Origin of the sequence: Actinoplanes sp. NPDC051346, assembly GCF_040682215.1 — a bacterium.
GTDB lineage: Bacteria > Actinomycetota > Actinomycetes > Mycobacteriales > Micromonosporaceae > Actinoplanes.
Map to the genome: position 1 here is coordinate 1 of NZ_JBFBAJ010000006.1, position 23,674 is coordinate 23,674.

At 69.1% G+C, this 23,674-nt stretch carries 23 protein-coding genes and 1 pseudogene; 9 read left to right on the forward strand and 15 right to left on the reverse strand.

Annotated elements, in window-relative coordinates:
• The 3 genes and pseudogenes from AB0M36_RS16340 to AB0M36_RS16350 form a co-directional block, all read right to left on the reverse strand.
• A partial coding sequence (locus AB0M36_RS16340; RefSeq protein WP_364157788.1) for a diguanylate cyclase occupies positions 1-1,208 on the reverse strand: 1,208 nt, incomplete at its 3' end.
• Positions 1,205-2,785 (reverse strand): PAS domain S-box protein, encoded by a 1,581-nt coding sequence (locus AB0M36_RS16345; protein ID WP_364157791.1) that lies wholly within the window; start codon positions 2,783-2,785, stop codon positions 1,205-1,207. The genes AB0M36_RS16340 and AB0M36_RS16345, both read right to left, overlap by 4 nt.
• Before the next feature lie 232 nt (positions 2,786-3,017).
• Positions 3,018-3,113, reverse strand: a pseudogene (locus AB0M36_RS16350) (IS5/IS1182 family transposase); the annotation flags it as partial.
• Positions 3,114-4,063: 950 nt separating this feature from the next.
• Here AB0M36_RS16350 and AB0M36_RS16355 point away from each other — a divergent pair.
• Together AB0M36_RS16355 and AB0M36_RS16360 are read left to right on the forward strand one after the other, a co-directional pair.
• Positions 4,064-5,422: a DNA polymerase IV gene (locus tag AB0M36_RS16355; protein ID WP_364157794.1), complete on the forward strand. Its 1,359-nt coding sequence runs from the start codon at positions 4,064-4,066 to the stop codon at positions 5,420-5,422.
• Between the two features lie 425 nt (positions 5,423-5,847).
• The gene (locus AB0M36_RS16360) at positions 5,848-6,219 is read left to right on the forward strand and encodes an NUDIX domain-containing protein (protein WP_364157797.1); all 372 of its coding nucleotides are present in this window, start codon (positions 5,848-5,850) and stop codon (positions 6,217-6,219) included.
• A 61-nt stretch (positions 6,220-6,280) separates the two neighbouring features.
• Here AB0M36_RS16360 and AB0M36_RS16365 read toward each other — a convergent pair whose 3' ends face one another.
• The 5 genes from AB0M36_RS16365 to AB0M36_RS16385 form a co-directional block, all read right to left on the reverse strand.
• Complete coding sequence (locus AB0M36_RS16365) at positions 6,281-6,718, reverse strand: chemotaxis protein CheW (RefSeq protein WP_364157800.1); 438 nt, start codon at positions 6,716-6,718, stop codon at positions 6,281-6,283.
• Between the two features lie 1,343 nt (positions 6,719-8,061).
• Positions 8,062-10,389: a bifunctional diguanylate cyclase/phosphodiesterase gene (locus tag AB0M36_RS16370; protein ID WP_364157803.1), complete on the reverse strand. Its 2,328-nt coding sequence runs from the start codon at positions 10,387-10,389 to the stop codon at positions 8,062-8,064.
• Positions 10,390-10,538: 149 nt separating this feature from the next.
• On the reverse strand, positions 10,539-10,763 hold the full coding sequence (locus tag AB0M36_RS16375; RefSeq protein WP_364157806.1) for a hypothetical protein: 225 nt from the start codon (positions 10,761-10,763) through the stop codon (positions 10,539-10,541).
• Between the two features lie 52 nt (positions 10,764-10,815).
• Positions 10,816-11,199, reverse strand: a complete 384-nt coding sequence (locus tag AB0M36_RS16380; protein ID WP_364157809.1) for a hypothetical protein — start codon at positions 11,197-11,199, stop codon at positions 10,816-10,818.
• A complete protein-coding gene (locus AB0M36_RS16385) occupies positions 11,196-11,372 on the reverse strand; it encodes a winged helix-turn-helix transcriptional regulator (RefSeq protein WP_364157812.1) in 177 nt (58 codons plus the stop codon). The genes AB0M36_RS16380 and AB0M36_RS16385 overlap by 4 nt, the downstream gene beginning before the upstream one ends.
• A 49-nt stretch (positions 11,373-11,421) precedes the next feature.
• Between AB0M36_RS16385 and AB0M36_RS16390 the strand changes: the two genes are divergently transcribed.
• The gene (locus AB0M36_RS16390; protein ID WP_364157814.1) at positions 11,422-11,928 is read left to right on the forward strand and encodes a DUF998 domain-containing protein; all 507 of its coding nucleotides are present in this window, start codon (positions 11,422-11,424) and stop codon (positions 11,926-11,928) included.
• Between the two features lie 126 nt (positions 11,929-12,054).
• Here the strand turns inward: AB0M36_RS16390 and AB0M36_RS16395 are convergent, their stop codons facing one another.
• The 4 genes from AB0M36_RS16395 to AB0M36_RS16410 all read right to left on the reverse strand — a co-directional run bounded on the left by AB0M36_RS16395 (position 12,055) and on the right by AB0M36_RS16410 (position 16,304).
• Positions 12,055-12,906 (reverse strand): carbohydrate ABC transporter permease, encoded by an 852-nt coding sequence (locus AB0M36_RS16395; RefSeq protein ID WP_364157817.1) that lies wholly within the window; start codon positions 12,904-12,906, stop codon positions 12,055-12,057.
• Positions 12,903-13,847 carry a sugar ABC transporter permease gene (locus AB0M36_RS16400; RefSeq protein WP_364157820.1) on the reverse strand — a complete coding sequence of 315 codons (945 nt, stop codon included), beginning with the start codon at positions 13,845-13,847 and terminating at the stop codon, positions 12,903-12,905. Before AB0M36_RS16400 ends, AB0M36_RS16395 begins: the two co-directional genes overlap by 4 nt.
• Complete coding sequence (locus AB0M36_RS16405) at positions 13,844-15,115, reverse strand: extracellular solute-binding protein (protein ID WP_364157823.1); 1,272 nt, start codon at positions 15,113-15,115, stop codon at positions 13,844-13,846. The genes AB0M36_RS16400 and AB0M36_RS16405 overlap by 4 nt, the downstream gene beginning before the upstream one ends.
• 265 nt (positions 15,116-15,380) lie before the next feature.
• A complete protein-coding gene (locus AB0M36_RS16410; protein WP_364157825.1) occupies positions 15,381-16,304 on the reverse strand; it encodes a trypsin-like serine protease in 924 nt (307 codons plus the stop codon).
• 118 nt (positions 16,305-16,422) lie between these two features.
• On the opposite strand from AB0M36_RS16410, the gene AB0M36_RS16415 reads away from it, so the two are divergent.
• Complete coding sequence (locus tag AB0M36_RS16415) at positions 16,423-17,301, forward strand: hypothetical protein (RefSeq protein WP_364157828.1); 879 nt, start codon at positions 16,423-16,425, stop codon at positions 17,299-17,301.
• 78 nt (positions 17,302-17,379) lie between these two features.
• On the opposite strand, the gene AB0M36_RS16420 is transcribed toward AB0M36_RS16415, so the two are convergent.
• Complete coding sequence (locus tag AB0M36_RS16420) at positions 17,380-18,012, reverse strand: TetR/AcrR family transcriptional regulator (protein ID WP_364157831.1); 633 nt, start codon at positions 18,010-18,012, stop codon at positions 17,380-17,382.
• A gap of 166 nt (positions 18,013-18,178) precedes the next feature.
• On the opposite strand from AB0M36_RS16420, the gene AB0M36_RS16425 reads away from it, so the two are divergent.
• Positions 18,179-19,126 (forward strand): chlorophyllase, encoded by a 948-nt coding sequence (locus AB0M36_RS16425; protein WP_364157833.1) that lies wholly within the window; start codon positions 18,179-18,181, stop codon positions 19,124-19,126.
• A gap of 110 nt (positions 19,127-19,236) precedes the next feature.
• Here AB0M36_RS16425 and AB0M36_RS16430 read toward each other — a convergent pair whose 3' ends face one another.
• Positions 19,237-19,848 (reverse strand): TetR family transcriptional regulator, encoded by a 612-nt coding sequence (locus tag AB0M36_RS16430; protein WP_364157835.1) that lies wholly within the window; start codon positions 19,846-19,848, stop codon positions 19,237-19,239.
• A 99-nt stretch (positions 19,849-19,947) separates the two neighbouring features.
• On the opposite strand from AB0M36_RS16430, the gene AB0M36_RS16435 reads away from it, so the two are divergent.
• The 4 genes from AB0M36_RS16435 (at position 19,948) to AB0M36_RS16450 (ending at position 23,135) form a co-directional block, all read left to right on the forward strand.
• Entirely contained in the window at positions 19,948-20,598 is a 651-nt protein-coding gene (locus tag AB0M36_RS16435; RefSeq protein WP_364157838.1) for a hemerythrin domain-containing protein, read from the forward strand.
• Positions 20,595-21,281, forward strand: a complete 687-nt coding sequence (locus tag AB0M36_RS16440; protein ID WP_364157841.1) for an SDR family oxidoreductase — start codon at positions 20,595-20,597, stop codon at positions 21,279-21,281. The genes AB0M36_RS16435 and AB0M36_RS16440 overlap by 4 nt, the downstream gene beginning before the upstream one ends.
• Positions 21,282-21,904: 623 nt before the next feature.
• Positions 21,905-22,732, forward strand: a complete 828-nt coding sequence (locus AB0M36_RS16445) for a helix-turn-helix transcriptional regulator (protein ID WP_364157844.1) — start codon at positions 21,905-21,907, stop codon at positions 22,730-22,732.
• The gene (locus AB0M36_RS16450; RefSeq protein WP_364157846.1) at positions 22,722-23,135 is read left to right on the forward strand and encodes a VOC family protein; all 414 of its coding nucleotides are present in this window, start codon (positions 22,722-22,724) and stop codon (positions 23,133-23,135) included. Before AB0M36_RS16445 ends, AB0M36_RS16450 begins: the two co-directional genes overlap by 11 nt.
• A 30-nt stretch (positions 23,136-23,165) precedes the next feature.
• On the opposite strand, the gene AB0M36_RS16455 is transcribed toward AB0M36_RS16450, so the two are convergent.
• Complete coding sequence (locus AB0M36_RS16455; RefSeq protein WP_364157849.1) at positions 23,166-23,465, reverse strand: hypothetical protein; 300 nt, start codon at positions 23,463-23,465, stop codon at positions 23,166-23,168.
• Between the last annotated feature and the right edge of the window lie 209 nt (positions 23,466-23,674).

Consider the following 23,674-nt stretch of genomic DNA (forward strand, 5'->3'; position numbering starts at 1 on the left):
GTGAGGTCGATGATGATGTCGGAGCGTTCGGCGTCGGGCAGGAACACCCCGGGTGCCAGCAGGCCACGGTCGGGGTGTTGCCAGCGGACGAGGGCCTCGACGCCGTGCGGTAGACCGCTGGCGGCGTGGATGAGGGGTTGGTAGTGCACACGTAGTTGCCCGCGTTGGACGGCGGCGCGTAGCTCGGCCATCAGGCGCAGGTCGGCGCCGCGGGCCGAGGCCGCTTGTGGATCCCACGTTTCGACGCCGGTGCGGGCTCGTTTGGCGGCTTGCATGGCGATGGTGGCCCGGCGCAGCAGGGTGTCGATGTCGTCGTTTGCCTGGGTGAGGTGGGCGACGCCGATGCTCATCTCGACGCTGACGGGGACGCCGGTGACGGTGAACGGTCCGCGGGCCCGTTGGGCGAGTTGGTGGGCGATCCGCTCTGGCCAGCCGTCGGGGCTGGCGTCGTTGCTCGGGCGCTCGCCGAGGAGGACCGCGAACTGGTCGCCGTCGAGGCGGGCGACGATGTCGTCGTCGCTGGTCGCTGCGGTGAGGGCGGCGGCGACCTGGCGCAGGATCTGGTCGGCGCCTTGGTAGCCGAGGGCTTCGTTGATTTCGGCGAACCGGTCGAGGTCGATGACGAGCAGCGCACCCTGTGGTTGTTCACTCAGGCGTTCGTCGCCGCGGGTGGTGAGGGCATGGCGGTTGGCGAGTCCGGTGAGGGCGTCGGTGCGGGTGAGTCGTACGTAGCGGCGGGCCATCGCGGCGATCAGGTCGAGCATCGGCGCGATGCCGTACCGGGCGTGCGGCCAGGTGATGAGGATGGCGTCGTCGCGGGTGGCCGCCGGACGTGCGAGCGCGGCCTCGGCGGCGGCGTCGACGGGCGTACTAGCCCGCAGCTTCAACGTCTCGGCCACCGGCAGGTCCCCGACCGTGCGAGCAGTGCCGGGTTCCCCGTCGGACCCGGCGGCGCCGGTGTCGGCCAGCTCGACGCGGGCACGGCTGAGCAGCCGGAGCTGACCGTCCGGCGCGCGCACGACAACACCGGGAAGCAACGGATTCCCGCGCAGGATCGCCTGAACGGCGGCGAGCGGGGTACTCGCCGCGACCGGCTTCACCGGCACGGCGAGCTCACCGACCTGGCGAGGCATGCGCTCCTGGTAGCCAGTGGGCGCCATGGTGCCAGTGGGCGCCATGGTGCCAGTGGGCGCCATGGTGCCGGTCATGACAGCGCCGGGGCGGTGGGCACCGGGGTCATGTCGCAGCAGACGCCGTCGAGCGTCGTGGGGTCCTCCGGCCGCGGGCGGAGCCGGATGAACACCGATCGCTGAACACCGTCGTAGCCGATGATCCTGCAGTTGAGGTCGGCCGCGCGACCGGCCCGGGTGCTGTCCCAGAAGGCCGCGTACTTCGGCTGGTCCTCGGGGTGCACCAGCGCCGCGATGGACGAGGCGAGGGAGTCGCCGTGGGCGGTCATCGGTCCGCCGAAGATCTCCGAGCCGTCCGTGGTGCTGTAGACGCCGCGGACGCTGCCGTCGGGTTGTGCCTTGACCGTGAAGGCGTAGCCGCGCAGCGACGAGATCAGCTGGTTCAGGTGGCGGCGGGTGCGGGCGGACTCCAGCTCCGCCTCCTTCTCCCGGGTACGGTCCAGCAGCAGCCCGTCCCAGACCACGGTGCCGTCCGGCAGGCGCTCCGGCCGGGCGATGCCCTGCACGTAGCGGCGCTGCCCGTCGCGCAGAATCGCGTGTCCCTCCCAGCGCCAAAGTTCGAGGCTGTACGCCGATTCCCAGAAGCTGGCTCGGAGCGCCTGTTGCTGCTCGGGCGGAAAGAGGCTGGTAACCACGTTGGCGTCGGCGAGGACCGCTTCGGGTTCGACGCCGAAGACCTCGCGGCAGCCGTCGGAGACGTAGGTGTACGAGGTGAACCCGTCCGGGGTCACCTCGAACCGGCACGCCATGCCGGGCATGTTGCTGACGATCCGCTCGAAGCGTTCCTCGCTGCGGCGCAGCGCCTCCGCGCTGCGTCGGCGCGCGGTGTCGTCGATCGAGATGGAACACACCCCGCGCGGCAATCCAGCCGGGTCGAGCAGCGGGAACCGGGTGACGATGTACTGCTGCACATCGTCGCCGGCCGGGATCTCCTCCAGGGTCGTCGAGGCGGTAGCGGAGCGCAGCACCTGCTCGTCGCGCTCCTGGGAAGCCGCCGCCAGCGCGGCCGGAAGCACGTCGGCCTCGGTACGCCCGACCAGCTCACCGGCGGCGACCTGGAAGCGGCGTTCGAACTCGCGGTTGACGAACAGGTACCTTCCGTCGGAGTCCTTCGCGGAGATCACCGCGGTGGTGTGATCAAGGATGGCCTGCACCAGGGAGTTGCTCTCCCACAGCGCCTGCTCGGCCTCACGCCGACCAGTGCTGTCGTGAGCAAACGCGCAGAACCCGTCCGCGCCGTTGTTGACCGGGTCGATCGTGATCTCGATGAGCAGCTCGTGGCCGTCACGGTGACGCGCTGGCAACTCCAGGCGCCGGCCGAGCCCTGCGGTGTCGCCGGTCACCAGATGGCGGGTGAATTCGACCAGGAACGCGGCACGCATCCGCGGCAGCACGATCGTGTCGGCCACCGACTGCCCCACGATCTCCGCGCGGGTCCAACCGAACATCCGCTCGGCCGCCGGGTTCCAGTCCGTGATCAAACCCAGCCGGTCAATACCGAGATAGGCCAGCGACGTGGCACTCAACGCACCCGCCGGGACCGCCGGGCAGGGTGCCGTCTGGACGGCAACGCCGCCGGTTTCTTGAGCCCACACAGAGACTTCTGTCGGTAACCGCGACCGCAAGCTGAGCAAATGCGAGCGCGCACGTCTGGGATGGAGTGCGGCATCAACCCGAGACAGCCTTCACGTGATCATGAAGTGTGCGACCCAGCCCGGCATGGCGCAGGCCGTGGATCTCGGGGTCGAAAGCGGGCGGGCGTCCGCCCTTGGATCCTTTGGCCTTACCGTGGGCGTCCTGGTCGGCCTTACTCGGGACACACCCGGCGATACCGCGGCGGCGCAGGTGGGCACGGTTGGCCCCGGACGTGTACGCCTTGTCGGCCAGCACGATGTCCGGGCGGGTCCGCGGCCGGCCACCGCCGCTGCGGGCAACGCGCAGCTTGTCGTGGAGTCCACGCTCATCGTCCAGCCGATCAAGCCGGCTGCATCCGCCCGGGTCTGCGGCACGGCCAGGATCTGCGCCCAGACACCGTCACTCTGCCAGCGGGGGAACCACCGGTACAGCGTCTGCCACGCTCGTCGCGTACGGGCCGACGGGGTCCGCCCTGTGGAAGATGCCGGCGGACCGGCCCTGGACGCCTTCGCGGCGGGACAGCAACTGTTCACGGAAGTGCCGGCAAAGGAGGGGCCCGCGCGAGTGCTGACAGCGCGTAGTCTGCGCACCGGCAAGGCGATGTGGACCGTGGCTGCGGGCGCATCAACAGCGGCCTTCACCCCGACACGCATGTTTCTGCTCGACAGCGGCCCGCACGGGCGGTCATTGCTCATCGACCGCCGCACGGGCGCGGCGACGCCGGTGCTGGCGGACTGCCTCTCCTGCGTGGGCAAGATGGGCATCGACAACACGGCCGCCATAGCCGGTGACTCGCTGGTCATCACCGGCTCCGCCGGCAACTTCCAGACGGTGGTGGGCTACCCGCTGTCCTGACACCACGGACGGCGAAAGCTGCCCTGTCCGCATCTGCCAGCCTCGCAGCATGATCATCTGTGCGTCCGCGCAACGCTATAACGGCGTTGGTCTCTTGTGAGTACGAACTGTCACCTGAGGCAGATCAGAGTCTTTGGAGAACCGTCGTGCTACAACTCTGCCGCCCATCCCGCACCGGTCGGTACCGGCCCTGGCGTGGCCAGCGTCGGCGCGATGGCGGGAGGTAACCCGTGGCCGCGCACATTCTGTGATCGTCAAGCGGACACCGCCGGTATGGCTGAAACAGCGAACTTCTCCTTGCACGCGTTACGGATCGGGTTTGCTCAACGCGGTGTTGTCATACCAGGTATCTACGCTGAGCAGCGACGACAGTGTGCGAACCGATGGGGGAGTCAGTGCGGCGGGAGGCGAGCATCGCTCACGTGGATCTTGACGCGATGTTCGCTGCGGTCGAGCAGCGCGACAAGGTGTCACTGCGGGGCAAACCGGTCATCGTCGGCGGTGTCGGGGGACGCGGCGTGGTGGCGACCGCCTCCTATGAGGCGCGGGTGTTCGGGGCGCGTTCGGCGATGCCGGTCGCGCAAGCCCGCCGGTGCTGCCCGCCCGGCACGGCGTTCCTGTCGCCGCGCGGCGCGGCATACCGCAAAACCAGCCAAGTCGTCATGGCTCTGCTGGGCGAGGTGTCGCCGCTGGTGGAGCAGGTCTCCATCGACGAGGCGTACATCGACCTCGCCGCCGCCGGCCACGACCTGTCCGTCGCCGCCGTGACCATGCTGATGGGACAGGTCAAAGACGCCATCGCCGCTGCCACCGGCGGAGTCACCGGGTCGATCGGGGTCGGCACGTCAAAGCTGGTGGCGAAGATCGGCTCAGACCTGAACAAGCCCCACGGACTCACCGTCGTCGCCCCCGGCGACGAACAAACGGTCCTGCATCCCCTTTCCGTCGGCCGGCTACCCGGGGTCGGCCCGGCCACCCAAGACCGGCTGCGCCGCGCGAACGTGCACACGATCGGGGACCTGGCGCAGGTAGCGCTTGCGGATCTGGTGGACTGGTTCGGCCAAGCCCATGGCAACGGGCTGTTTCGCCTGGCCCGCGCCGACGACAACCGAATCCTCGTCGTGGAACGGGAGGCGAAGTCGGTGTCGGCGGAGGACACCTTCGACGTCGACGTCACCGACCGGGCCCGGCTCGGCACCGAGATCGACCTGCTCGCCGCCCGGGTCGGCGGCCGGCTACGCACGGCCGGGTTGTCCGGGCGCACAGTGACGCTCAAGGTGCGGCACTACGACTTCACCACCATCACCCGCTCGAGCACCCGATTCCAGCCGACCGACGACCCCCGGCTGATCGCCCAACTCGCCCGCAAACTGCTCGCCGACGTCGACACCGCCACCGGAATCCGGCTGCTCGGCGTCGGAGTCACCACGCTTGCCGACTTCGTCCAAGACGACCTGTTCACGAACACCACCACCAACGCCGAGACCGAAATCAGGCCTTCCCCGGCGCCGTCAAACACGGCGTCACGACCATCGGGCACCACCGCGCTGTCATGGAGACCCGGTCAAGACGTTCACCACGAGCAGTACGGCCCCGGCTGGGTCTGGGGAAGCGGAATGGGCCGCGTCAGCGTCCGTTTCGAAGGCCCTACCAGCCCGCCGGGACCGGTACGGACCTTCGCCATCGATGACGCGCACCTGCGTCCCGCCGACCCGCCGGACTGGACAGCGCCGCTCAGCTAAACATCCCGAGCCGCCCGAGAGCTTGAACGGATCGATGCGCCCGCGGGCCGCTCTACCGCACGGTGCGCAGATCGCGATAGACGGGTACGCCCTCAAGGTCAGGACGCGTTCTTGGCGGCCTACCCGATCTGCCGGTCACCATTGTGGCCTGCACGGTAGTGACGCCCAGGCCGCGGCCATCGCCGAGTAGCCCCCTCGCCAAATCCGGTATGGACCCCGCCGACCGGGCTGAGTTCCGACAGGCGCTGCGTCACCGTATCGCTGCGCCAGCGCTGCGTTGCCGCTGCCACTGTCGGCGCGGAACGAGAGCGACCACCCACGTCGTTGCTCCGCAACATGTCGTGGTCTTCCGCTCGGTCGGCTACCACAACGGCATCACCTGAAACTTGCTTGGACGGCAGGGAAGTGTCCGGCACCATCACGCGGTGAACATCGCGGAGGCCGGCACTGCCGTAGACATCGTCACCCCTGACCAACACTGGCAGTCGACCTGGCACTCGCCCACAGACGTCCCGGCCGGCACCGCGCACGGCTCGGCGGGCGTGTGCCTCACCGACGGCCAGGTAGTCCTGGTCACCGACGACGGCCGGCACTGGCAGTTACCCGGAGGCCGCCCAGAGGACGGCGAAGACTGGGCCGACACGCTGGACCGCGAAGTCCAGGAAGAAGCGTGCGCCGACCGTTCTCCACCGCCGCTTACTCGGCTTCAGCCGTGGCGTATGCCTGCGAGGCACGGAGGCGGGCCTCGTACTTCCAGCCTGAGGCACCCATGGACGGTGAGCTTCCCTCTTCAGTAGTGCGGGCCATCCGGTGCAGGCGCGGGTCGCTGACGCAGACCGCTTCGGCCAGACGGAAAGCTCAGGCCGTGACGCGGGCGGTGTTCACACACTGGGCGACGTCCAGTACTAGCAGCAGCGGCCCCTCGGTCTTGTACGCGCCGGTGACCAGCGCCCGTGATGGGCCGGTCAGATGCGCCGGCGGCTCCTCGAACAACGTGGCGTCCAGGTCGGCGACCTGCCCGATGCGGTCCACCAGCAGGCTCACCGGCTCACCGGCGTACCGCACGATCACGTTCATCAATGGGCCGGACATGTTCCGGCGCGGCAACCCGAACTGCACACGCAGGTCCACCGCGGCGATCACCTGCCCGCGCAGATTGAACAGTCCCCCGATCGCGTTCGGTGCGAGCGGCACCGGCGTGTACTCGCCGTACGACAGCACCTCCTGCACAGCCTCCACGTCCACGCCGAGGAACTGGCCGGCGACCTCGAAGGTGACGAACTGGCGACTGGACATGCGACTCTCCGGGGGTGAGGACCGCCGAGGGAGATGCCGCGACGGATCCGCCAGAACTATCGGAAGATCGAGTACCCGAACCAAGGAATCCGGCGTGGTCAATCAAAATCGGCGGGGCCCTTGCGGCTCAATTGGCGGCTATAGACGCATCAGCGAACCGGAACAATGTTGAGCCGTTGTGATACGCCGCAGCGAGGTAGGGGAGTAGCGCACCTGCAGCCGACGGCACTCACGCGTCGCCGGCATACCCTCGGTGCTGTCGTCTACGGCCTTCAACGGCACGACGGCTCAGCCCGAGCTGGTTCGGCTTCCACGAGCTCTTCCACGCCCTGACCATCGCCGCCTTCACCGCCCGCTGCATCGCCATCAGCCTCGCCCCGCACACCACCACCGCCTAAAGACAACCAGTGGCGAGCGGTTCTACCGACGGGCCGGTTCGGGTGTGGCAGCCGGCGGCTACGCCTGCCCGTGGACGCCTTCTCGCCGCTGTCACCGCCACCTTCCGGTCGAGCTCGACGCGCTGAAAACCCTGGACGATCGCCGAGAAAATCTCGGTCGTGTGGACTAGACATCCTTGCCATAGCCGGGTAATGTTCCTCGAGGTGACAGCAGAGACCGGTTGAAACGCAGACGAACCGGACCGAGCGTTAAGCAGGGCCCGGAACCTTCGTGGCTCGCTCGGCAAGCGGTGGAACGCCTCACCGCACCAGTAAGGGCAAGGCAAGAAGTGCAGGACAAGACCTTGACGTAATTCCAGGTCAGGGCAACCGCGGGCAGGGCCAGTCAAGGTTCAGGGCTCTGGCTGATGCAGGACACATCCGCTGTACGTGTGTGGGGTCGTGAAGTTTGCGTGGGGCTCCGACACCAGCGGGGTGGTGCGACAAGTAGTACAGGTAATGGGAAGTAGAGGAAAGGGAGGGCTTGGACGCCGTTGGATCGCCCACCGCCAGGACGAAGTCGGTTCTGAGGTGGACACCGTAGTCCCACCGCACGTGAGGTGGTCTCCGGTCACGCTTATGCGATCCTCGCACCGCTCGCCGCTGACAGTGCTAGCGGCGAGGTGTGGATACGACAAGCCGACGAACGTGTCGGTAGATGGTGTTATTCAACCCGTAGCCCTGGGCCCCGGCGCTTCCGCGTCGGGGCCCTCGTTCATGAGAAGGGCGCTTGGATGGCCCAACCCGATGACAGGCTCGACGACGACTACCACGGACGTCCACCCAGTGTCGTCGGTTTTCCAGTCGCTGTGGACGCCGAGCGCGTCGTCGGTGAGGCACCGTAGGCCCACGCTGATCCAGCGCACTTGGGTTCCGGGCTGAGGCTTGGGCCTGCTGCTCGGGTAGCTATCCGGCCATTCTCGGGCCGCCGGCCCGGTCGCGGGTGGCCGCGGCGAGCGCGGCCCGCCCCCCGACGTGCCATTGCGCCGCGAACTCGGCCGCGGGCACCGCCGGCCCCCACAGCCAACCCTGCCCGTTCGGTACGCCCATCGCGGCGAGCGCGCCCTGCTGGAGCGGGGTCTCGACGCCCTCGGCGATGACGCTCAGACCTAGCGCGTGGCTCATCGCCACCACGGCCCGGACGATCTCTTCGTCCTCGGTGCTCGACCCGAGCCCGGTCACGAACGACCGGTCGATCTTCACCCCGGTCACCGGGAAACGGCGCAGGTAGCCCAGCGCCGAGAAGCCCGTCCCGAAGTCGTCGATCAGCAGCTTGATGCCATGCTTCCGCAGTTCGAAGAGCACCTGCCCGGTCACCCGGGAGCCGTCCACCATCACCGACTCGGTCATCTCCAGCGCGACGCAGTGTGCCGGCACACCGCAGCGCAGCAGCTCGTCCGCGACGATCAGCGGTAGCTCAGGGTCGGTGAGTTGCCGCGGGGACACGTTGATCGACAGGTAGAAGTCGGTGCCGACCGTGCCGTTCTCCCGCCACTCGCTGAGCTGGCGCAGCGCCTCCTGGCGTACCCAGGTGCCGATCACGCCGATCAGCCCGGCCTCCTCGGCGATCGGGATGAACGCGGACGGTGGGACCTGGCCGCGTTCGGGATGGACCCAGCGGACCAGGGCCTCGGCGCCGACCGGTTGGCCGCTCTGGATCGCGACGATCGGCTGGTACGCGACGTACAGCTGGCCGGCGCTGAGTGCCTGGCGAAGCGCGGCCTCCAGTTCGGTCCGTTCCCGCACCTGGTCGTGCATCGAGGTGTCGAAGAACGTGATCCGGCCGGGGCCCTCGCCCTTGGCCCGGTACATCGCGGTGTCCGCGTCGCGCATCAGTGCGTCGGCGGTCATCGCGGCCTGCTCGTGGTCGGCCGCTCCATGGGCGATGCCGATCGACGCGCTGATCGCCACGTCGGTGTCGCGGACCAGTACGGGTCGATCGAAGCAGCCGCGGATCTCGTCGGCCCGGCTCAGTGCCCCGTTCTTGTCACCGACGTACACGACCAGGAATTCGTCGCCGCCGACCCGCCCGACCGGCACGTTCGTCGGCAGCGCGGCCCGCAGTCGCCTGGCCACCTCGATCACCAGCTGATCGCCCGTGTCGTGCCCCCAGGAGTCGTTGACCCATTTGAACCCGTCCAGGTCGAGCAGGAAGACCCACACCCGCCGTTCCTCGTCGCCGGGCGACATGTCGTGGAGCAACCGGGCGATCTCCTTGCTCATCCTCTGCCGGTTCGGCAGCCCGGTCAGCAGGTCGTGGCGGGCCTGGTGCTCGGAGCTCAGTTGCGCCGCGGCCCCGGTCTGGACCGCCGAGACCGCGCGCAGGAGCAACATCACCACGGTGAGCACTCCGCCGACGGTGATCAGCAGCCGGGTTTCGGTCGACCGGCCGCCGATCGTGGCGAGCAGCACGAACGGTGTCGCCAGTGCGGGTGCGAGCACCATGATCCGAGCACCGGACCAGGCCTGCGTCGGGCGGCGGTCGGCCCGGCTCAGCTCTGCCACAGAGGGGTGCAGCGCGCACACCGCGAGCATCGTGAACGTCAGCAGCGCGGGGACGTCCAGCAGCGGCGACGCTGACGTCCGGCCGGAGAGGGTGGTGATCGCGGCGGCGGCGTCACCGACGAACATTATGGTGGCACCGGTGATCCAGGCGACCAGGCTGACCGGCAACCTGGTGGCGGTGAACGTGACGTTCACGGTGAGGAGCAGGACGATGACGTCCAGCGGCGGGTACAACGCGGTGATCACCGCCTCGACCGGTGGTCGGCCCGGAATGTCGAGGGCAGGCAGGGCGAGGAGCAACACGCTGGCCAGGCCGAGGGCGATGCAGACGGTGAGGGCGTCGAGCACGGCGTGCCGTTCCAGGCTCTGCCGGGCTCGCAGCAGCCGGACCAGGAGGACGAAGAGCGACACATAGCCGCACATCGCGGCGGCGTGGGGAAGCAGATGCAGGGCCGGGCCGTGGCCTTCGATCAGCGGTCGGATCAGGATGCTGAGCAGGAAGCAGAGCGCCCCGGCGCCCATCAGGCGCCAGCCTCCGCGGGGCTCGGCGCGCCAGCGGCGTGGCCCGGCCAAGCAGGCCCAGACACCGCCCACCCCCACGACGGCCGAGCAGCCGACATTGATCACGGAGGAAAGCTCAAGCGCATAGAATACGGTCGCCGACACGCCGACGATCGCGAACAGGCGCCACAGGTGTCGGCCGGTGACCGACGCGGCCAACCACGACATGCCGCACTCTCCCTTGACCGCGCGGTACCGATGCCAACGTTCGGGCAGCACCTACTCCCATCGGTACGCGGGCGCTGGGACTGAGCCGATGGGCGCTAGCCGCGCGGCAAAACCGCCTGAGCTTGTCCGGCAGGTCAGGACTAGTGTCGTCAGCCTGGCCAGGGGGTCTGCTGCACCGACAGGTGACAGGTGTGGTCACGCGGCCTGACTGGCAGGCGGCGGTGCAGCATTGGCGTGCCGTCGATCTGCTCAACCGGCCACCGCTTGGCGATCGGCACGAACCCAGCCACGGTGGTACTGCGCTTGACCACCTCGATGTCGATATCCCGGACAGCGCTGGATCCGTAGGACCGGCAGCCGTTGTACGGGTTCACCTGCCAGCTCACCGGCGCGGCCGGCCTCGGCCGCGCGTGGCAGGGCCACTGACTAGTCGAAGCGCTTCTGCACCACCTTGCGAAAGTCGTTGCCGCCCTCGTACACGTTCCAGCCGAGGTACACCGGCCGGATCCCGGCGTCGTTCAGCGCCGTGACCAGCCGGTGGAGCAGCGGCTCCGGGAATCCCACCGGAAGGTCGTGACCGGCCATGGCGATGGTGACGTCGGCGCTGGTCCACCGCTTGGTGTGATCACGGCTGATGTTCAGGCGCACGCCGTCCAGCGCGACATAGACCCACTCCCAGCGGTTCTCGGCGTCGTGCAGCTCCTCCTCGCCACCGAGGGTCGCGGCCATTTCGGTCAGCCTGTGGTGGGTCCGGAACCATAGACTCGTGGCGTCACCGTCCGGTGCGTTGGCTCTCTCGTCGATCGTCATGGCGCAGACGATAGGTCGCCGGCGCCAGCCGCGCTCTGCTCGGCCCGGACGCGTGCCGCGAGGATGGCCTCGACGTTCGCGTAGGCCCATACCCGGATGACGCTCACGGCCGTCGCCAGGCTGTGCCCGAGGTCGGTCAGCCGGTACTCCACGGTCACCGGCACCGTCCACATCTCGGAGATCCGCCCCAGCACTTCGCGGGTCGGGCACCGACCACTCAGGATGTTCCAGCGCGCTGTCGTTGTGGTCCTGGCGTTCCTCGCCAACGCGGTCGCGTTCGGTGGACTGGCCGCGGCGCTGCGCGCCACGCTCGACCAGTCGCGACGGAGTTCGGCGGTGTGGTCGCTGCTCGGCGTCGCCAGCGACGGGATGGTGCTGTCGGCGGCGTTCCCGACCGACGTGCTTCTCAGCGGCGCCCCGATCACACCGATCGGCACCATCCACGCGATCGCCGCGCTGTCGAAGTTTGCCTGCCTGGCGGCGGGGGCGGTGCTGTCGGTGCGGACGCTGCATCTCGACGGCCGCCGGCCGGAGCTGCTGCGCCCGCTCGGGGTGCTCGCCTACGGCGGGGCCGCGGCCCTGGTTGCGTTCGTCGGCGCCTCGGTCTCTGGCCTACCGGTCGCTGGCCTGGCGCAGCGGATCGTCACCGTCCTGTTGCTCGGGTGGGTCGTGGTCGCGGCCGGGTGGGTGGCCCGCACGGCCACGGCGCCGGTCACCGGCGCGTCATGACGCCGGGTTCAGGCCGCCGGGCCGGCGTAGGGGTACGGGGTGTCGGCGAGGGCACGCAGCGCCTGGGCGGCCTCCCGCGCCGCGCTGTCGGTAGCCGGCCGGGGACAGGCGGGCCACCACCATGCCCTACTCCTTCACCGCGCCGCCGAGCCCGGAGACGATCTGCTGCTGGACCAGCACGAAGAACACCAGCACCGGCGCGGTCATCAGGGTGGACGCGGCCATGATGCCGCCCCAGTCGTTCTCGTCCGGCTTGAAGAACACCAGCAGCGCCATCGGCATCGTCTGGTTGTCGGTGGCGCTGATGATGAACGTCTTGGCGAACAGGAAGTCGTTCCACGCGACGATAAAGGAGAACACGCTCGTGGCCGCGAGTCCTGGGGCGACCAGCGGGAACAGGATCCGCCACAGGACCGTCACCGGGCCGGCACCGTCGATGATCGCCGCCTCCTCGATCGACTTCGGGACGGCGGCGACGAATCCGCGCAGCATCCAGATCGCGAACGGTAGCGAGAACGCCAGGTGCACCAGGATCAGGGACCCGAGCGTGTTGAGCCCGGCGCCGGGCACCACCGTGCCGATGTCGCGGATCAGGAAGAACAGCGGGATTGTCAGCGCCTCGACAGGCACCATCTGGGCCACGAGGAACATCACCAGGATCGTCGTGCGGAGCCGGAACGCGTACCGGGTGAGCGCCACCGCGGCGAGGAAGGCGACGAGGCTCGAGAGTACGACCACGGCGAGCGCGACGAGGAGACTGTTGAGGAAGTAGGTGCTGAAGCTCCCCACCGTCAGCACCCGGCGAAAGCTGTCCAGCGTCGGTGTCAGCGTCCACGGCCGCTGGTCGAGCGACTGGATCTCCCCGGGTGGCTTCACCGCGGAGAGCACCATCCAGTAGATCGGGAACACGGTGACCCCGGCGACCGCGATCGCGGCGACGTCGGCGAGCCGGTGCCGGCCTGTACCGACGCGGCTCACAGTGCCTCCCCGGCACGACGCAGTGCCCGCAGGTACGCCAGCGTGACGGCGAGCAGGATCGCCATCATCACCGCGCCGATGGCGGCGCCGAGGCCGTACTCGGACGCGGCGAACGCTTCCTGGTACGCGTACACGTTGAGGACGAGATTCTGACCGGCGATCCCGCCGCCGCCGGTCATGACGTATATCTGCGTGAAGATCTTGAAGTCCCAGATGATCGACTGGATCACCACGATCGTCACGAGGGGCCGCAGCATCGGCAGCACCACCAGCCGGAACGACTGTGCGGGGCTGGCTCCGTCCAGCGCCGCCGCCTCCAGAACCGCGTCCGGGACGGCGCGGATGCCGGCGTAGAGGGTGACCATGACGAACGGGAACGAGTGCCAGACGACCACCGCGCCGACCAGCGCGAACGCGGTATAGCGGTCGTAGGTCCAGTTGAATCCGCGCAGCCCGAGGGCCTGGTTGACCAGGCCGAGGTCGGCGTCGAACAGGAACATCCACACCGTCGAGCCGGTGACCGCCGGAGCCGCCCAGGCCGCCGTCGCGGCCAGGAACAGCAGCGTCCGCGGCAGGCGGCCGGTCCGGGCCGTGAGCACGGCCAGGGCAGCGCCGACGGCGAGCGTGGCGACCACGCACGCCGTGGCGAAGGCGACGGTGGCGATGAGCACCGACCAGAACTGCTTGTCGCCCAGCAGCTCGGCGTAGTTGTCCGCACCGACGAAGCGGCTCGGTTGGCCGCCGCTGACCTGCGCTTGCCGGTACTCGTACAGCGACAGCAGGCCGAGCTGGTAGATCGGGTACGCGAGCAGCGGTATGAGCACCGCCCCAGCAGGAACAAGCAGCCACAGGGGGGTCAGCCGGCGGCGGCGCCGCGCCGCGCGGTGCTGGCGGATCCGGCCACGCGGCCTCGCCAGCCGCGGCGACGAGGTGGCCGTCATCGGCCGAACGCCGCGTCCATCGCGGCCGCCGCCTCGTCGGTCGCCTGTTGCACGGTCGCCTTGCCGGTGACGATTTTCTGCAGCATCGTCGGGACGATTTGTTGCGCGTCGATCTTGCCCCAGCCCGGGTCGAGCGGGACGAAGCGAGTGCCGGCGGACATCGTGTCGAGGAACGGCCTGAGGAACGGGTCACGGCCGGCGAGTTCCGTACGTGTCGAGGTCAACGTCGGCAGGTTGCCCATAGCCTCGTACATCCGCTTCTGGTACTTGGCGCCGCCGAGCAGCCGCAGGAACTCCATCGCCAGGCCGCGGCGCTTGCCGCTCTTCATGATGCCCAGGTTGTTCCCGCCGGCGAAGGCCGGCGCGATCGATCCCGGCCGGGCACCCGGCAGCGGCACGACGGCGTACTTTCCCTTGGCCCCGCCGGCGTCGACGGCCGCCCGGTTGAAGTTGCCCAGGATCGCCATGCCGGCCTTGCCGCTGGCGAAGATTTCGACGGTCCTCCCGCCGGTGAGGTCGGCGCACTGCTGCGGCGGGCAGATGGCCGGCACCATTAGGTCGGTGTATGCCTTCACGCCGGCCCGCGACTCGACGGAGTTGATGGCAGCCAGGTAGCGGTCGCCCTGTCGGGTGGCGAGGTCGCCGCCGGCGTCCCAGACGAACGGCAGCGCCGCGAAGGTGTATCGGCCACCGACCGCGATTCCGTACAGGTCGGGTTTGGCCGAGCGAATCGTGGTCGCCGCGGCGACCAGGTCGGTCCGCGAGGTGGGCGGCGCCAGACCCAGCTCAGTGAAGAGGTCGGTGCGGTAGTACAGCGCCCGGACGCCGACGTACCAGGGGATGCCGTAGAGCTTGCCGTCCACGGTGGCGGTTGCCCGCAGGTTCGTGCCGAGATCTTTGCGCTCGGCCCAGACGTCGACGTCGGCGGTGAGGTCGGCCAGGCCGCCGGCGGCGACGTACTCCGGAAGGTCGGTGTTGCCGTACTCGACCACATCGGGCGCGCTGGCCGGGTCGTTGAAGGCACCCTTGAATTTCTCGCTTCGGGTCTGTACCGCGATGTAGCTGACCTCGACGGTCACGCCCCTGTGCAGCGCGGTGAACTCGGTGATCGCGTCGGCGACAACCTTCTCCTTTGGCACGCGGTTGGGCTCGTCGAAGAGCCAGACCCGCACCGTGCCGGTCTTGTCGTCGCCCCCGGTGGCCCGAGGCGCGGTGGACGGTGTGCAGGACGCGAGCATCAGCGCGGCCCCTGCGAGTCCCGTTCCCATGTGCGTCTTCACGAGGTACCTCCGCTGTCGCAGTGCTGCGATGTACTTCGATGTGTTGCGTGACGCTAGGCACGGTTGGCGCAAACCGGCAAGAACGGGGCCTGATAGTTCCGCTATGCAAAATGGCGTGCCGCAGATGTGGCCCGCCGGCGTCGACCGCCCTACGGTGTGCACCGGTCCGGATGGCCGGCCAGGGATGCGCGTTCTTCCACATCGTCCAGGCAGCGACCGGCGGTCGCCGGTCGCTGCCGTCGCTCCCGTACGGTCAAAGTGGCTGCCACAGGGCGGGCGTGTGGGGTGGCTCCCATCCGGGCAACGAGGTGTGTGCCTGGAGTGCGCGATAGCTCGTGCCGCCGTACGTGACGGCCGCGCCCACGGCGTAAGCCGTGTACGGCGCCCAGGTCCCACCCTGCGGCGGATCGGTCGGCGGCGGTGCGCTCCCGCCGACGACCGAATCGATCCAGCCGCGATGCACGGCCGCGTCCATGTAGATGGACGGGCCCTGGCCGCAGACGGCCGAGGTGCCGCCGGTGGTCGTCCCGGCGAGCTGCCAGCCGCCGCCGGCGCGCAGGACGGCCGGCCCCCCGGAGTCGCCGTAGCAGGCGCCGCGCCAGCCGTCGACGTTGCCGACGCACAGCTGCGGCCCGCCGGTGCCGCAGCGGCTGTCCGGCAGCACCGTGGTGTCGAGCTGCTGGAGGATGGTCGGCGGCGGCCCCGGGTTGGGATCGCGGGTCGCGCCCCAGCCGAGCAGCCGGATCGGCGCACCGATCGGCACGCTCGGCGCGATGGCCACCGGCGGGTACGGCACGGGCGACGAGAGCTGCACGACCGCCACGTCGCTGGGGCTGGCCGGATGGGTCACGATGCGCACCGCCACCTTGACCGTCCCGCCGGACGTACGGTCGATCGAGCCGATCCGGGCCTGCACGTTCGACGGGCTGTCGCCCTGAACGCAGTGCCGGGCGGTGAGCAGCCAGTCCGGGCGGATGAGGGCGGCTCCGCAGAAGTGCCCGCCGCCACGGCTTTGCAGGGATGCGGCGAACGGGTAGGCCTCCGTGGCGGGCTGTCCGCCCACGATGCGCGGATCGACGGGCGGAGGCCGGTTGCCGCCCGCTGCTACGGCCGTCGACGCGGTCAGCGCGACGAGGGCGGCGGCGAGCGCGGGCATGCTGAGCTGACGTAGGCGCATGAGCACCTCCGGAAGGGGGACGGGAATTGTTAACTTTCTATACCTGATCGCCTGCCCGCGAAAGAACCGGAATTTCGCCGTTCGATGTCCGTCGATGTTCGGCCTACAATGCTCGGCTGTGACGGGCGACGTCGCCACGCTCCTGCACACGGGGCCGTTCCATCGCGCCCTGCGTGCCGCCGTGGCCGCCCGCGGCCTCACCCTCAACCGGCTACGGGTCCGGCTCGGGGAGCGCGGCGTCCGGGTGGGACTGTCCACCCTCAGCGACTGGCAGCATGGCCGCAGTCGTCCCTCGTCGCCGCTCGCCGTCGAGGCGCTCAACGAGATTCTGCGGCTGCCGCCCGGTGCGCTCGTCGCGCTGCTGCAGACCCCCGCCGACCCACCGCCGCCAACCGGGCTGGCCGAGCGCGACGGTGCACTGGCGGAGCTGCTCGACGCGCTGCCTGGCTCCCGCCGCGTCGATCTCGGGGTGCTCAGCCGCCAGGACAAGGTCTTCGTCGACGCCCAGCGCCGATCGTCCTCGATGTGGCAGCGCACCTGTGTGCGGGCGTCGCGCGACGGCGTCGACCGGTACGTCGTCCGCTACTTCGGCGACACCGACGGCTCGTCCCCCGCCGTCGAGCTAGTGCCGCTGGAGAACTGCCGGGTGGGCCGGGTGCTGCGGCACCCGCGGGCTCCGGTGCTGGTCGCTGAGCTGCTCTTCGGCCAGACGCTGCACGTCGGCGACACCTGGATATTCGAGACCCTGATCCGGAACCGGTCGCAGGGGATCAGCACCGTGCACGCCTACGGATTTCGCCATGCGGTCGGTCAGTACCTGCTGGAGGTGCGCTTTCACCCCTCGGCGCTGCCGGTGTCCTGCTACAGCTTCGTCCAGGATGGTCTGGCCGCTGAACGCCGCCGTACCGGCGAGCTGACCCTTTCCTCCCACCACGCCGTTCACCTGGTGGCCGCCGACATGACAGGCGGGCTGCTGGGCATCGGTTGGCAGTGGTAGGGCTTGGAGCCGCGACCGCGGCGTGACCGGTGCGTCCGCCTCCGTCTGGAGTGTATGCCCAGTCTCGTCGCCACCGGGCTACCGTCTCGAGGCCGGTATGGATTCGCCGGGTGGAAACTGGTCTGGCGGTCGCTGTAGTCCTTGGAGGAGCACTTCGATCAAACGGCGGGGGTCATAGCGCGGGTCGCTGTCACGTCCGATGCAGAGGTTGCCGATTCCGCGCATCAGTTCGTAGGCGTGCGTACCGGGCCTGATTTCGCCAGCGTTGACCGCGGCGTCGAGCAACTGCGCGCAGATTGGCACCAAGCGGTCGAGGAAGTAGGTGTGTAGCGCGTCGAAGCCGCTGCTGTCCGATTGCAGCGCGTTGGCGAGTCCGTGCTTCGTGACCAGGAAATCAACGAAGATGTCGACCCACTGACGGAGTGCTGCCAGCGGGGAGTCGACGCCGGCCAGCAGGGTCGGACCGGCCTCGGCGCAGGCCTCGACCTGGTGGCGGTAGACGGCGACGACGAGATCCGCCCGAGTCGGGAAGTGGCGGTAGATCGTCCCGATCCCGACGCCGGCTTTGGTCGCGATCTCCCGGATCGGTGCGTCCACGCCGGAGTCGACGAACACCGCGGCGGCGGCGGAAAGCAGCGTTTGCTGGTTGCGCAGCGCGTCGGCCCGCTTGCTCCGGGCCGGTACCTCCGCGGATTGGCTTGGAGTGGACACGACGCTCTCCCGCAGGACGATGGTTGACGAAGCGGAACGTTGTTCCGTATGTTTGCGGAACAACGTTCCGCTTGAGCATAGCCGAGGCCGAGCGCTCCCGTCCCGCACCCGCCGCCGACCGAAATGAGACCGGCGGCAAACCCGTGGAAAGAGGAATACCCCCATCATGTACGCAGCCGACATCGTGAGCGCGCCCGCTCCTGTCCTCTCAGTCAGCCCGGTAGTGCTGCCGGCTCCCGGCCGCCCCGTGGATCTGCAGGTGCGAATCTCCGCGCCCGTGACCGGAAGCGAGCTGCCGATCATCCTGCTCTCGCACGGCCTGGGTTACTCGAACCACCTTTCCTCACTGAACGGCTACGCCCCCCTCGCCAACTTCTGGGCGGCACACGGCTTCGTCGTGATTCAGCCCACGCACCTGGATTCGAAGACGCTGAGCCTGCATCCCGTCGACCCCGAGGCGCCTCCGCACTGGCGATCGCGGGCCGAGGACATGAAGCGCATCCTCGACCGGCTCGACGTGATCGAGGCCGCGGTCCCCCAACTCATCGGCCGCTTGGACCGAAGCAAGGTCGCCGCAGCCGGACACTCGATGGGCGGCCACACCGCTAGCCTGCTGCTGGGTGCGCGGCTCACCGATCCGCACGACGGAACAAGAGTGAACCTCGTCGAGCCCCGGATCAAGGCGGGCGTGCTGCTTGCCGCGCCCGGCAGAGGCGGCGATGCCCTCACCGAGTTTGTGGTCAACAATTATTCTTTCTTCTCCACCACGGACTTCTCCGAGATGACGACGCCCGCTCTCGTGATCGCCGGCGACAAGGACACCTCTGCCCACCTGACGGTTCGGGGCGCGGCCTGGCACACCGATCCGTACTTCCTCTCCCCGGGCGCCAAGTCCCTGCTCACCCTGTTTGACGCAGAGCACGGGCTCGGCGGGATCTCTGGATATGACGTCGCCGAGACCACGGACGACAACCCCGAGCGAGTCGCTACGGTCCAGCGGCTCACCTGGGCTTACCTCCGCACCGAGCTCTACCCCGGGGATTCCGCCTGGCAGGCGGCGCAGGACGCGCTGGCGGCCAGCCCCGACCCGCTCGGACGGGTCGAATCCAAGTGAGCCGGCGGGCATCGGCCTCTCGAGGTCGCCGCGTTCGAGGCCGGCAGCACGCTTCCGCGGGGGGCGCTGCGCCGCACCGGCCGTGAGCGGTGGCCCGGCCGGTCGCCCTGTCAATCCAGAAGGATGTGACGCAACGTCCGGGCGAGGTGCTCGGTGAGCTGTTCAGGCGGCATCGAGGCGAGCGGTTCAGTGCGCGCGATGTAACGGCTGAACGCCAAGCCGATCAGATGCGATCCCAGCAGTGCGACACGGACATCGAGGTCGTCGCCTGATGCCGCCGGGGTCCCGGGCGCGAGTACGGACCGGTACACCGCGACGCTGCGCTGCTGCATCGCCAGAAGCAGATCAGAGGCGCTGCCCTCGTCGGAGGCGGCACTGCGCAGCAGTGCGACGAGCGGGTCGTTTGCCGCGCCGGTCTCCATCCGCTGCACGAAGCCGTGAGCAATCCGGTCGGGCAACGTCTCCGGGTCGCCCGCCGCTATCGGTTCGAGGTCGCGGTTGCCTGGCACAGCTGAGAGAAACAGTAGTTCCTTGGAGGTGAACTGTCGGGAGATGAGGCCGTGTGTGACGCCGGCCCGACGGGCGATTTCCCGCAAGGTGGTACGAGCGTAGCCGCGTTCGGAGAAGGTGTGGCGGGCAGCTTCCAGGATGGCTGCCCGGTGTCCTTCCGGGTCGCGTCGGCGCCTGCGCACCGGCTGCTCGGATGGATCCTGCCGACTCATCGCCACTGCCTCATGCGGGTCACTGTACTGCCGCTTTGGAGGGCTTGCGGCGCCCGGGTAGTCTTAATGGCCAAGTGGCCATTAGGAGAAGGAGCATCTGTGACCGGGACGGAATCGGAACACGTGGCGATCGCCGAGACACGGCTGTTGCACAAGATGCATCGAGCCGCGACGTCGCTGTTGGTCGACGCCGCGCACCGACGCGATAGTCCGACGGAGGCACTGGCGGAACTCCGCGACTTCCTCGTGGCGGCGCTGCGGCATCACCACGAGAGTGAGGACGACGTGCTCTGGCCACAGTTGCTCGTGGCGGATCCCGCGGCCGGGGCGGGACTGGTCGAGCTCGGCGCGGAGCACGACGAACTGGATGCGGCGCTGGACAAGCTCGCCGCAGTGCCCGTATCGGATGGGCAGGACCGGGCGCCACTGGCCGCCGCGGCTACGAGGGTCCGCGATCTCGTCCATGAACACTTGGATCACGAGGAACCTCTCCTGTTTCCCGCACTGGCGGCGCACATGCCCGACCGCGCGTGGGCGGAGTTCTCACGTGCCGTTATCAGCTCGGCTCCTCCCGTGGCCCCGCACCTCAACATCGGCTTCTTCGAGCAGGTGGGCACTCCCGGCGAGCTCGCCGCCGTCGCGGCGAACCTGCCGCAAGCGGCCCTCGACGGGCTGCCCGCCATGCGGGAGCAGGCCCGTATGACCCTCGACAGCCTGGGGGCGACCAACGGCGATGTGGTGACCGCATGACCAGCACACTCGTTGTCGGCGGTAGCGGCGGCCTCGGTCGCGTCATCGCTCAGCACTTCGCCGATCGCGGCGACAACGTCGTAGTCACCAGTCGGGACAAGGCCCGGGCCGCCACCATCGCCACCACCATCGGCGCCGGCGCTCGAGGCCTGGCCTTGGACCTGGCCAGACCGGAAACGATCAGCGCGGCGCTGGCCGATGTGCGCGACGTCGACAATCTGGTCATCACCGCGGTCGGTCAGGCGGCGAACACGCTGGCCGATTTCAACATCACCGACGCGGTCACGGCCGTGACCATGAAGCTTGTCGGCCACGCCGAAACGGTACGAGTACTCCGCGAGCGGTTCAACCCCGGAGCCTCCGTCGTGCTGTTCGGAGGACTCGCCAAGGAACGCCCGTACCCTGGCTCAACGATCGTCACCACCTTCAACGCCGGCATCACCGGACTGGTGAAAACCCTCGCGGTCGAGATCGCCCCGCATCGCGTCAACGCCGTACATCCTGGCTTGATCGGTGACAGTCCAAAATGGCGCGACGTACCGAATCCACCGCACTCCGCTCAAACGCCCATCGGACGCCTCGTGACAATGGCCGAGATCGCCGACGCGACGGACTTCCTGCTCCGTAACACCGGTATCAACGCCCACGATCTGTACGTCGACGGTGGCCTGCTGGTTACCTGATCCCGCATCGGCACGGCGCTGGAACATCGGGCCGGCTGCCCGCCGACCGGGGCGCAGGTCTCGTCGGCGACGACCGATACAGGCGCTTCGTCATGGCGCCTGGGACACGACGTGCATCACGACCTGCCCGGGCCGCAGCCAGCCCGGCCGGCCCGGCTGGTGGAAACTCAAGCGCCGCACCACGAGCCCGGCCGGCCCGGCTGGTGAAAGCTCAAGCGCCCCACCACGGTCGCGTCGACCGGTCCTCACCGGACGGAGACCGCGCCCTCGATGCTGCGCAGGATCAGGCGCAGGGCCTCGTGGGCGGCCACCTGGATGTGCTGGGCCCGGACGGCACGGTCGCATGCTCGTCGCGGCCTCCGGCAGGCAGTGAAGCCTGGCCGGTTCTGCTAGACAAGCCCGTGAGCGCCCCTCAGCTGCTCCGCACTATCTCGCGGGTACTTGGGGCGGAGTTCGGAGGAGATGGCGCGGCGCTACGGTGCGAGTGCCGCAGCCGAACGGCCTCGACAGACTCAGATACGCCTGGGGATCGGCGAGCGTGTATGACGTTTCACCTGGGGCAGCAAGCATTCACGCAGAGTGCGTGCCAGCAGGAGGCGTCACCGGCCGCATACCCTGGGGCCATGGTGGTCGACGAGTACGTGCACTGGGCACCAGCTCAGGCGTTGCGGCCGCATGTCGCGTGGTACAGCGGCTACCGGCAGGCCGGCGTGCTACCAGCGATACACCGCGGGCTGCCGTCGCCGTACCTCACCTTGATCGTGACCCTCGACGACCCGCTGGTCATGGTTGCGCACCCGAATCCGTGCGACCGTCCGGACCGCTACACGAGCCTGCTCGGCGGGCTGCACACGACGCCCGCGCTGATCGCTCACGACGGCCGGCAGTCTGGTGTGCAGGTGGCCGTACGTCCGCTGGGGTGCCGAACGCTGCTGGGACTGCCTGCGGGCGAGCTGTCTGGCGTTGACATCGACGCGGAGGCGGTGCTCGGAGTCGTCGTCGGGGAGCTGCGCGAGCGCATGAACGCCGCGTTCAGCTGGCCGGCACGGTTCGCTGTGCTCGACGCCGTGTTGACCCGCCAGTTGCGCGAGCAGCCGGTCGCGCCGGAGCTGCAGTACGCGTGGCGGGCCGTCGAGCGCGGCAACAGCACAGTCGAGGAGATCGCGGGCCGGGTCGGATGGAGTACCCGGCACTTGGCGGGGCGGTTCCGGGCTGAGGTGGGCCTGTCCCCGAAGGTGGCTGCGCGGGTGGCTCGGTTCGACCGGGCGCGTCGCATGCCAGGACGATTCGCCGACGTGGCCGCCGCGTGCGGGTACGCCGATCAGGCACACCTGGCCCGAGACTTCCGCGCGTTCGCCGGGGTCAGCGCGAGCGTCCTGCGAGCCGAGGAATTCCGATTCGTTCAAGCCATGGCCGGCCGGGACGGCCACGATGACAGGCATGACGAATGAGCAAACACCGCCCCCGCAGGTGTGGCCGACGCTGCGCGCCACCGACGCCCCCGCTCTGATCCGCTTCCTGGTGACCGCCTTCGGCTTCGAACAGACCGTCGTATACGGCGACGACACCACCGTGCACCACGCCGAACTCGCCTGGCCGCCGGGCGGTGGGATCATGCTCGGCTCGGCCCGGGCCACCGACGGCGACGAGTGGCCGCTACTCCCGGGCACTTTCGGCGCATACGCGGTTGCAGAGGCCCCCGACGAACTGTTCGCTCGGGCGGTGGCCGCAGGCGCCAAAGTCCTGAAGGCACCCTACGAAACCGACCATGGGTCGCGAGAGTTCATGGTCCGCGATCCAGAGGGCAACAGGTGGTCGTTCGGCACCTACCGAGGCCAGCCCCGTCGAGACTGAGAGTCCAGCATCGCCTCGGCGCCCAGCAGCTCAGCCGTCGGTTGAGCCCACGGCCGGGTGGGATGGCCGCCCGTTCACCACGAGGAAGTCCGCCCCAGGAAGGTGCGGGTCCCAGCCCATTCCTCTGGCCGCTTCGATGCCGGCCGCTACGCGGCTGGGCGTCACCGGGGCGCAGGCGTAGTCGGACGTGCTCCAGACGAGCCGGCGGCCGGGCTGCTCGGCGAGCTCGACCACGAAGCCGGGATCCGCATCGAACCTCGCGGTCACCGCCCACCGAAAGCTGACGCCGTCCACCACGATCAATCGGCTGCCCTTTTGTGCCAAGGCCATTCTCACTCCCGCCCCTCCAGCCACCGGACCCGGCGGCTCGGACGAGTCGCGCAGCGGTCTGAGACGCTACCAGCGCCGGGCATGCCCCGGGCGTTCGCGATCGCTGCCGAGGCAGACGACGAGTTGACCGTAGTAGTGGCCGGCGATCTCGATGTGGTGACTAGAGCATGCCCCGGCTGTCCCGAACCGCCTGACGCGATGCGTGGACT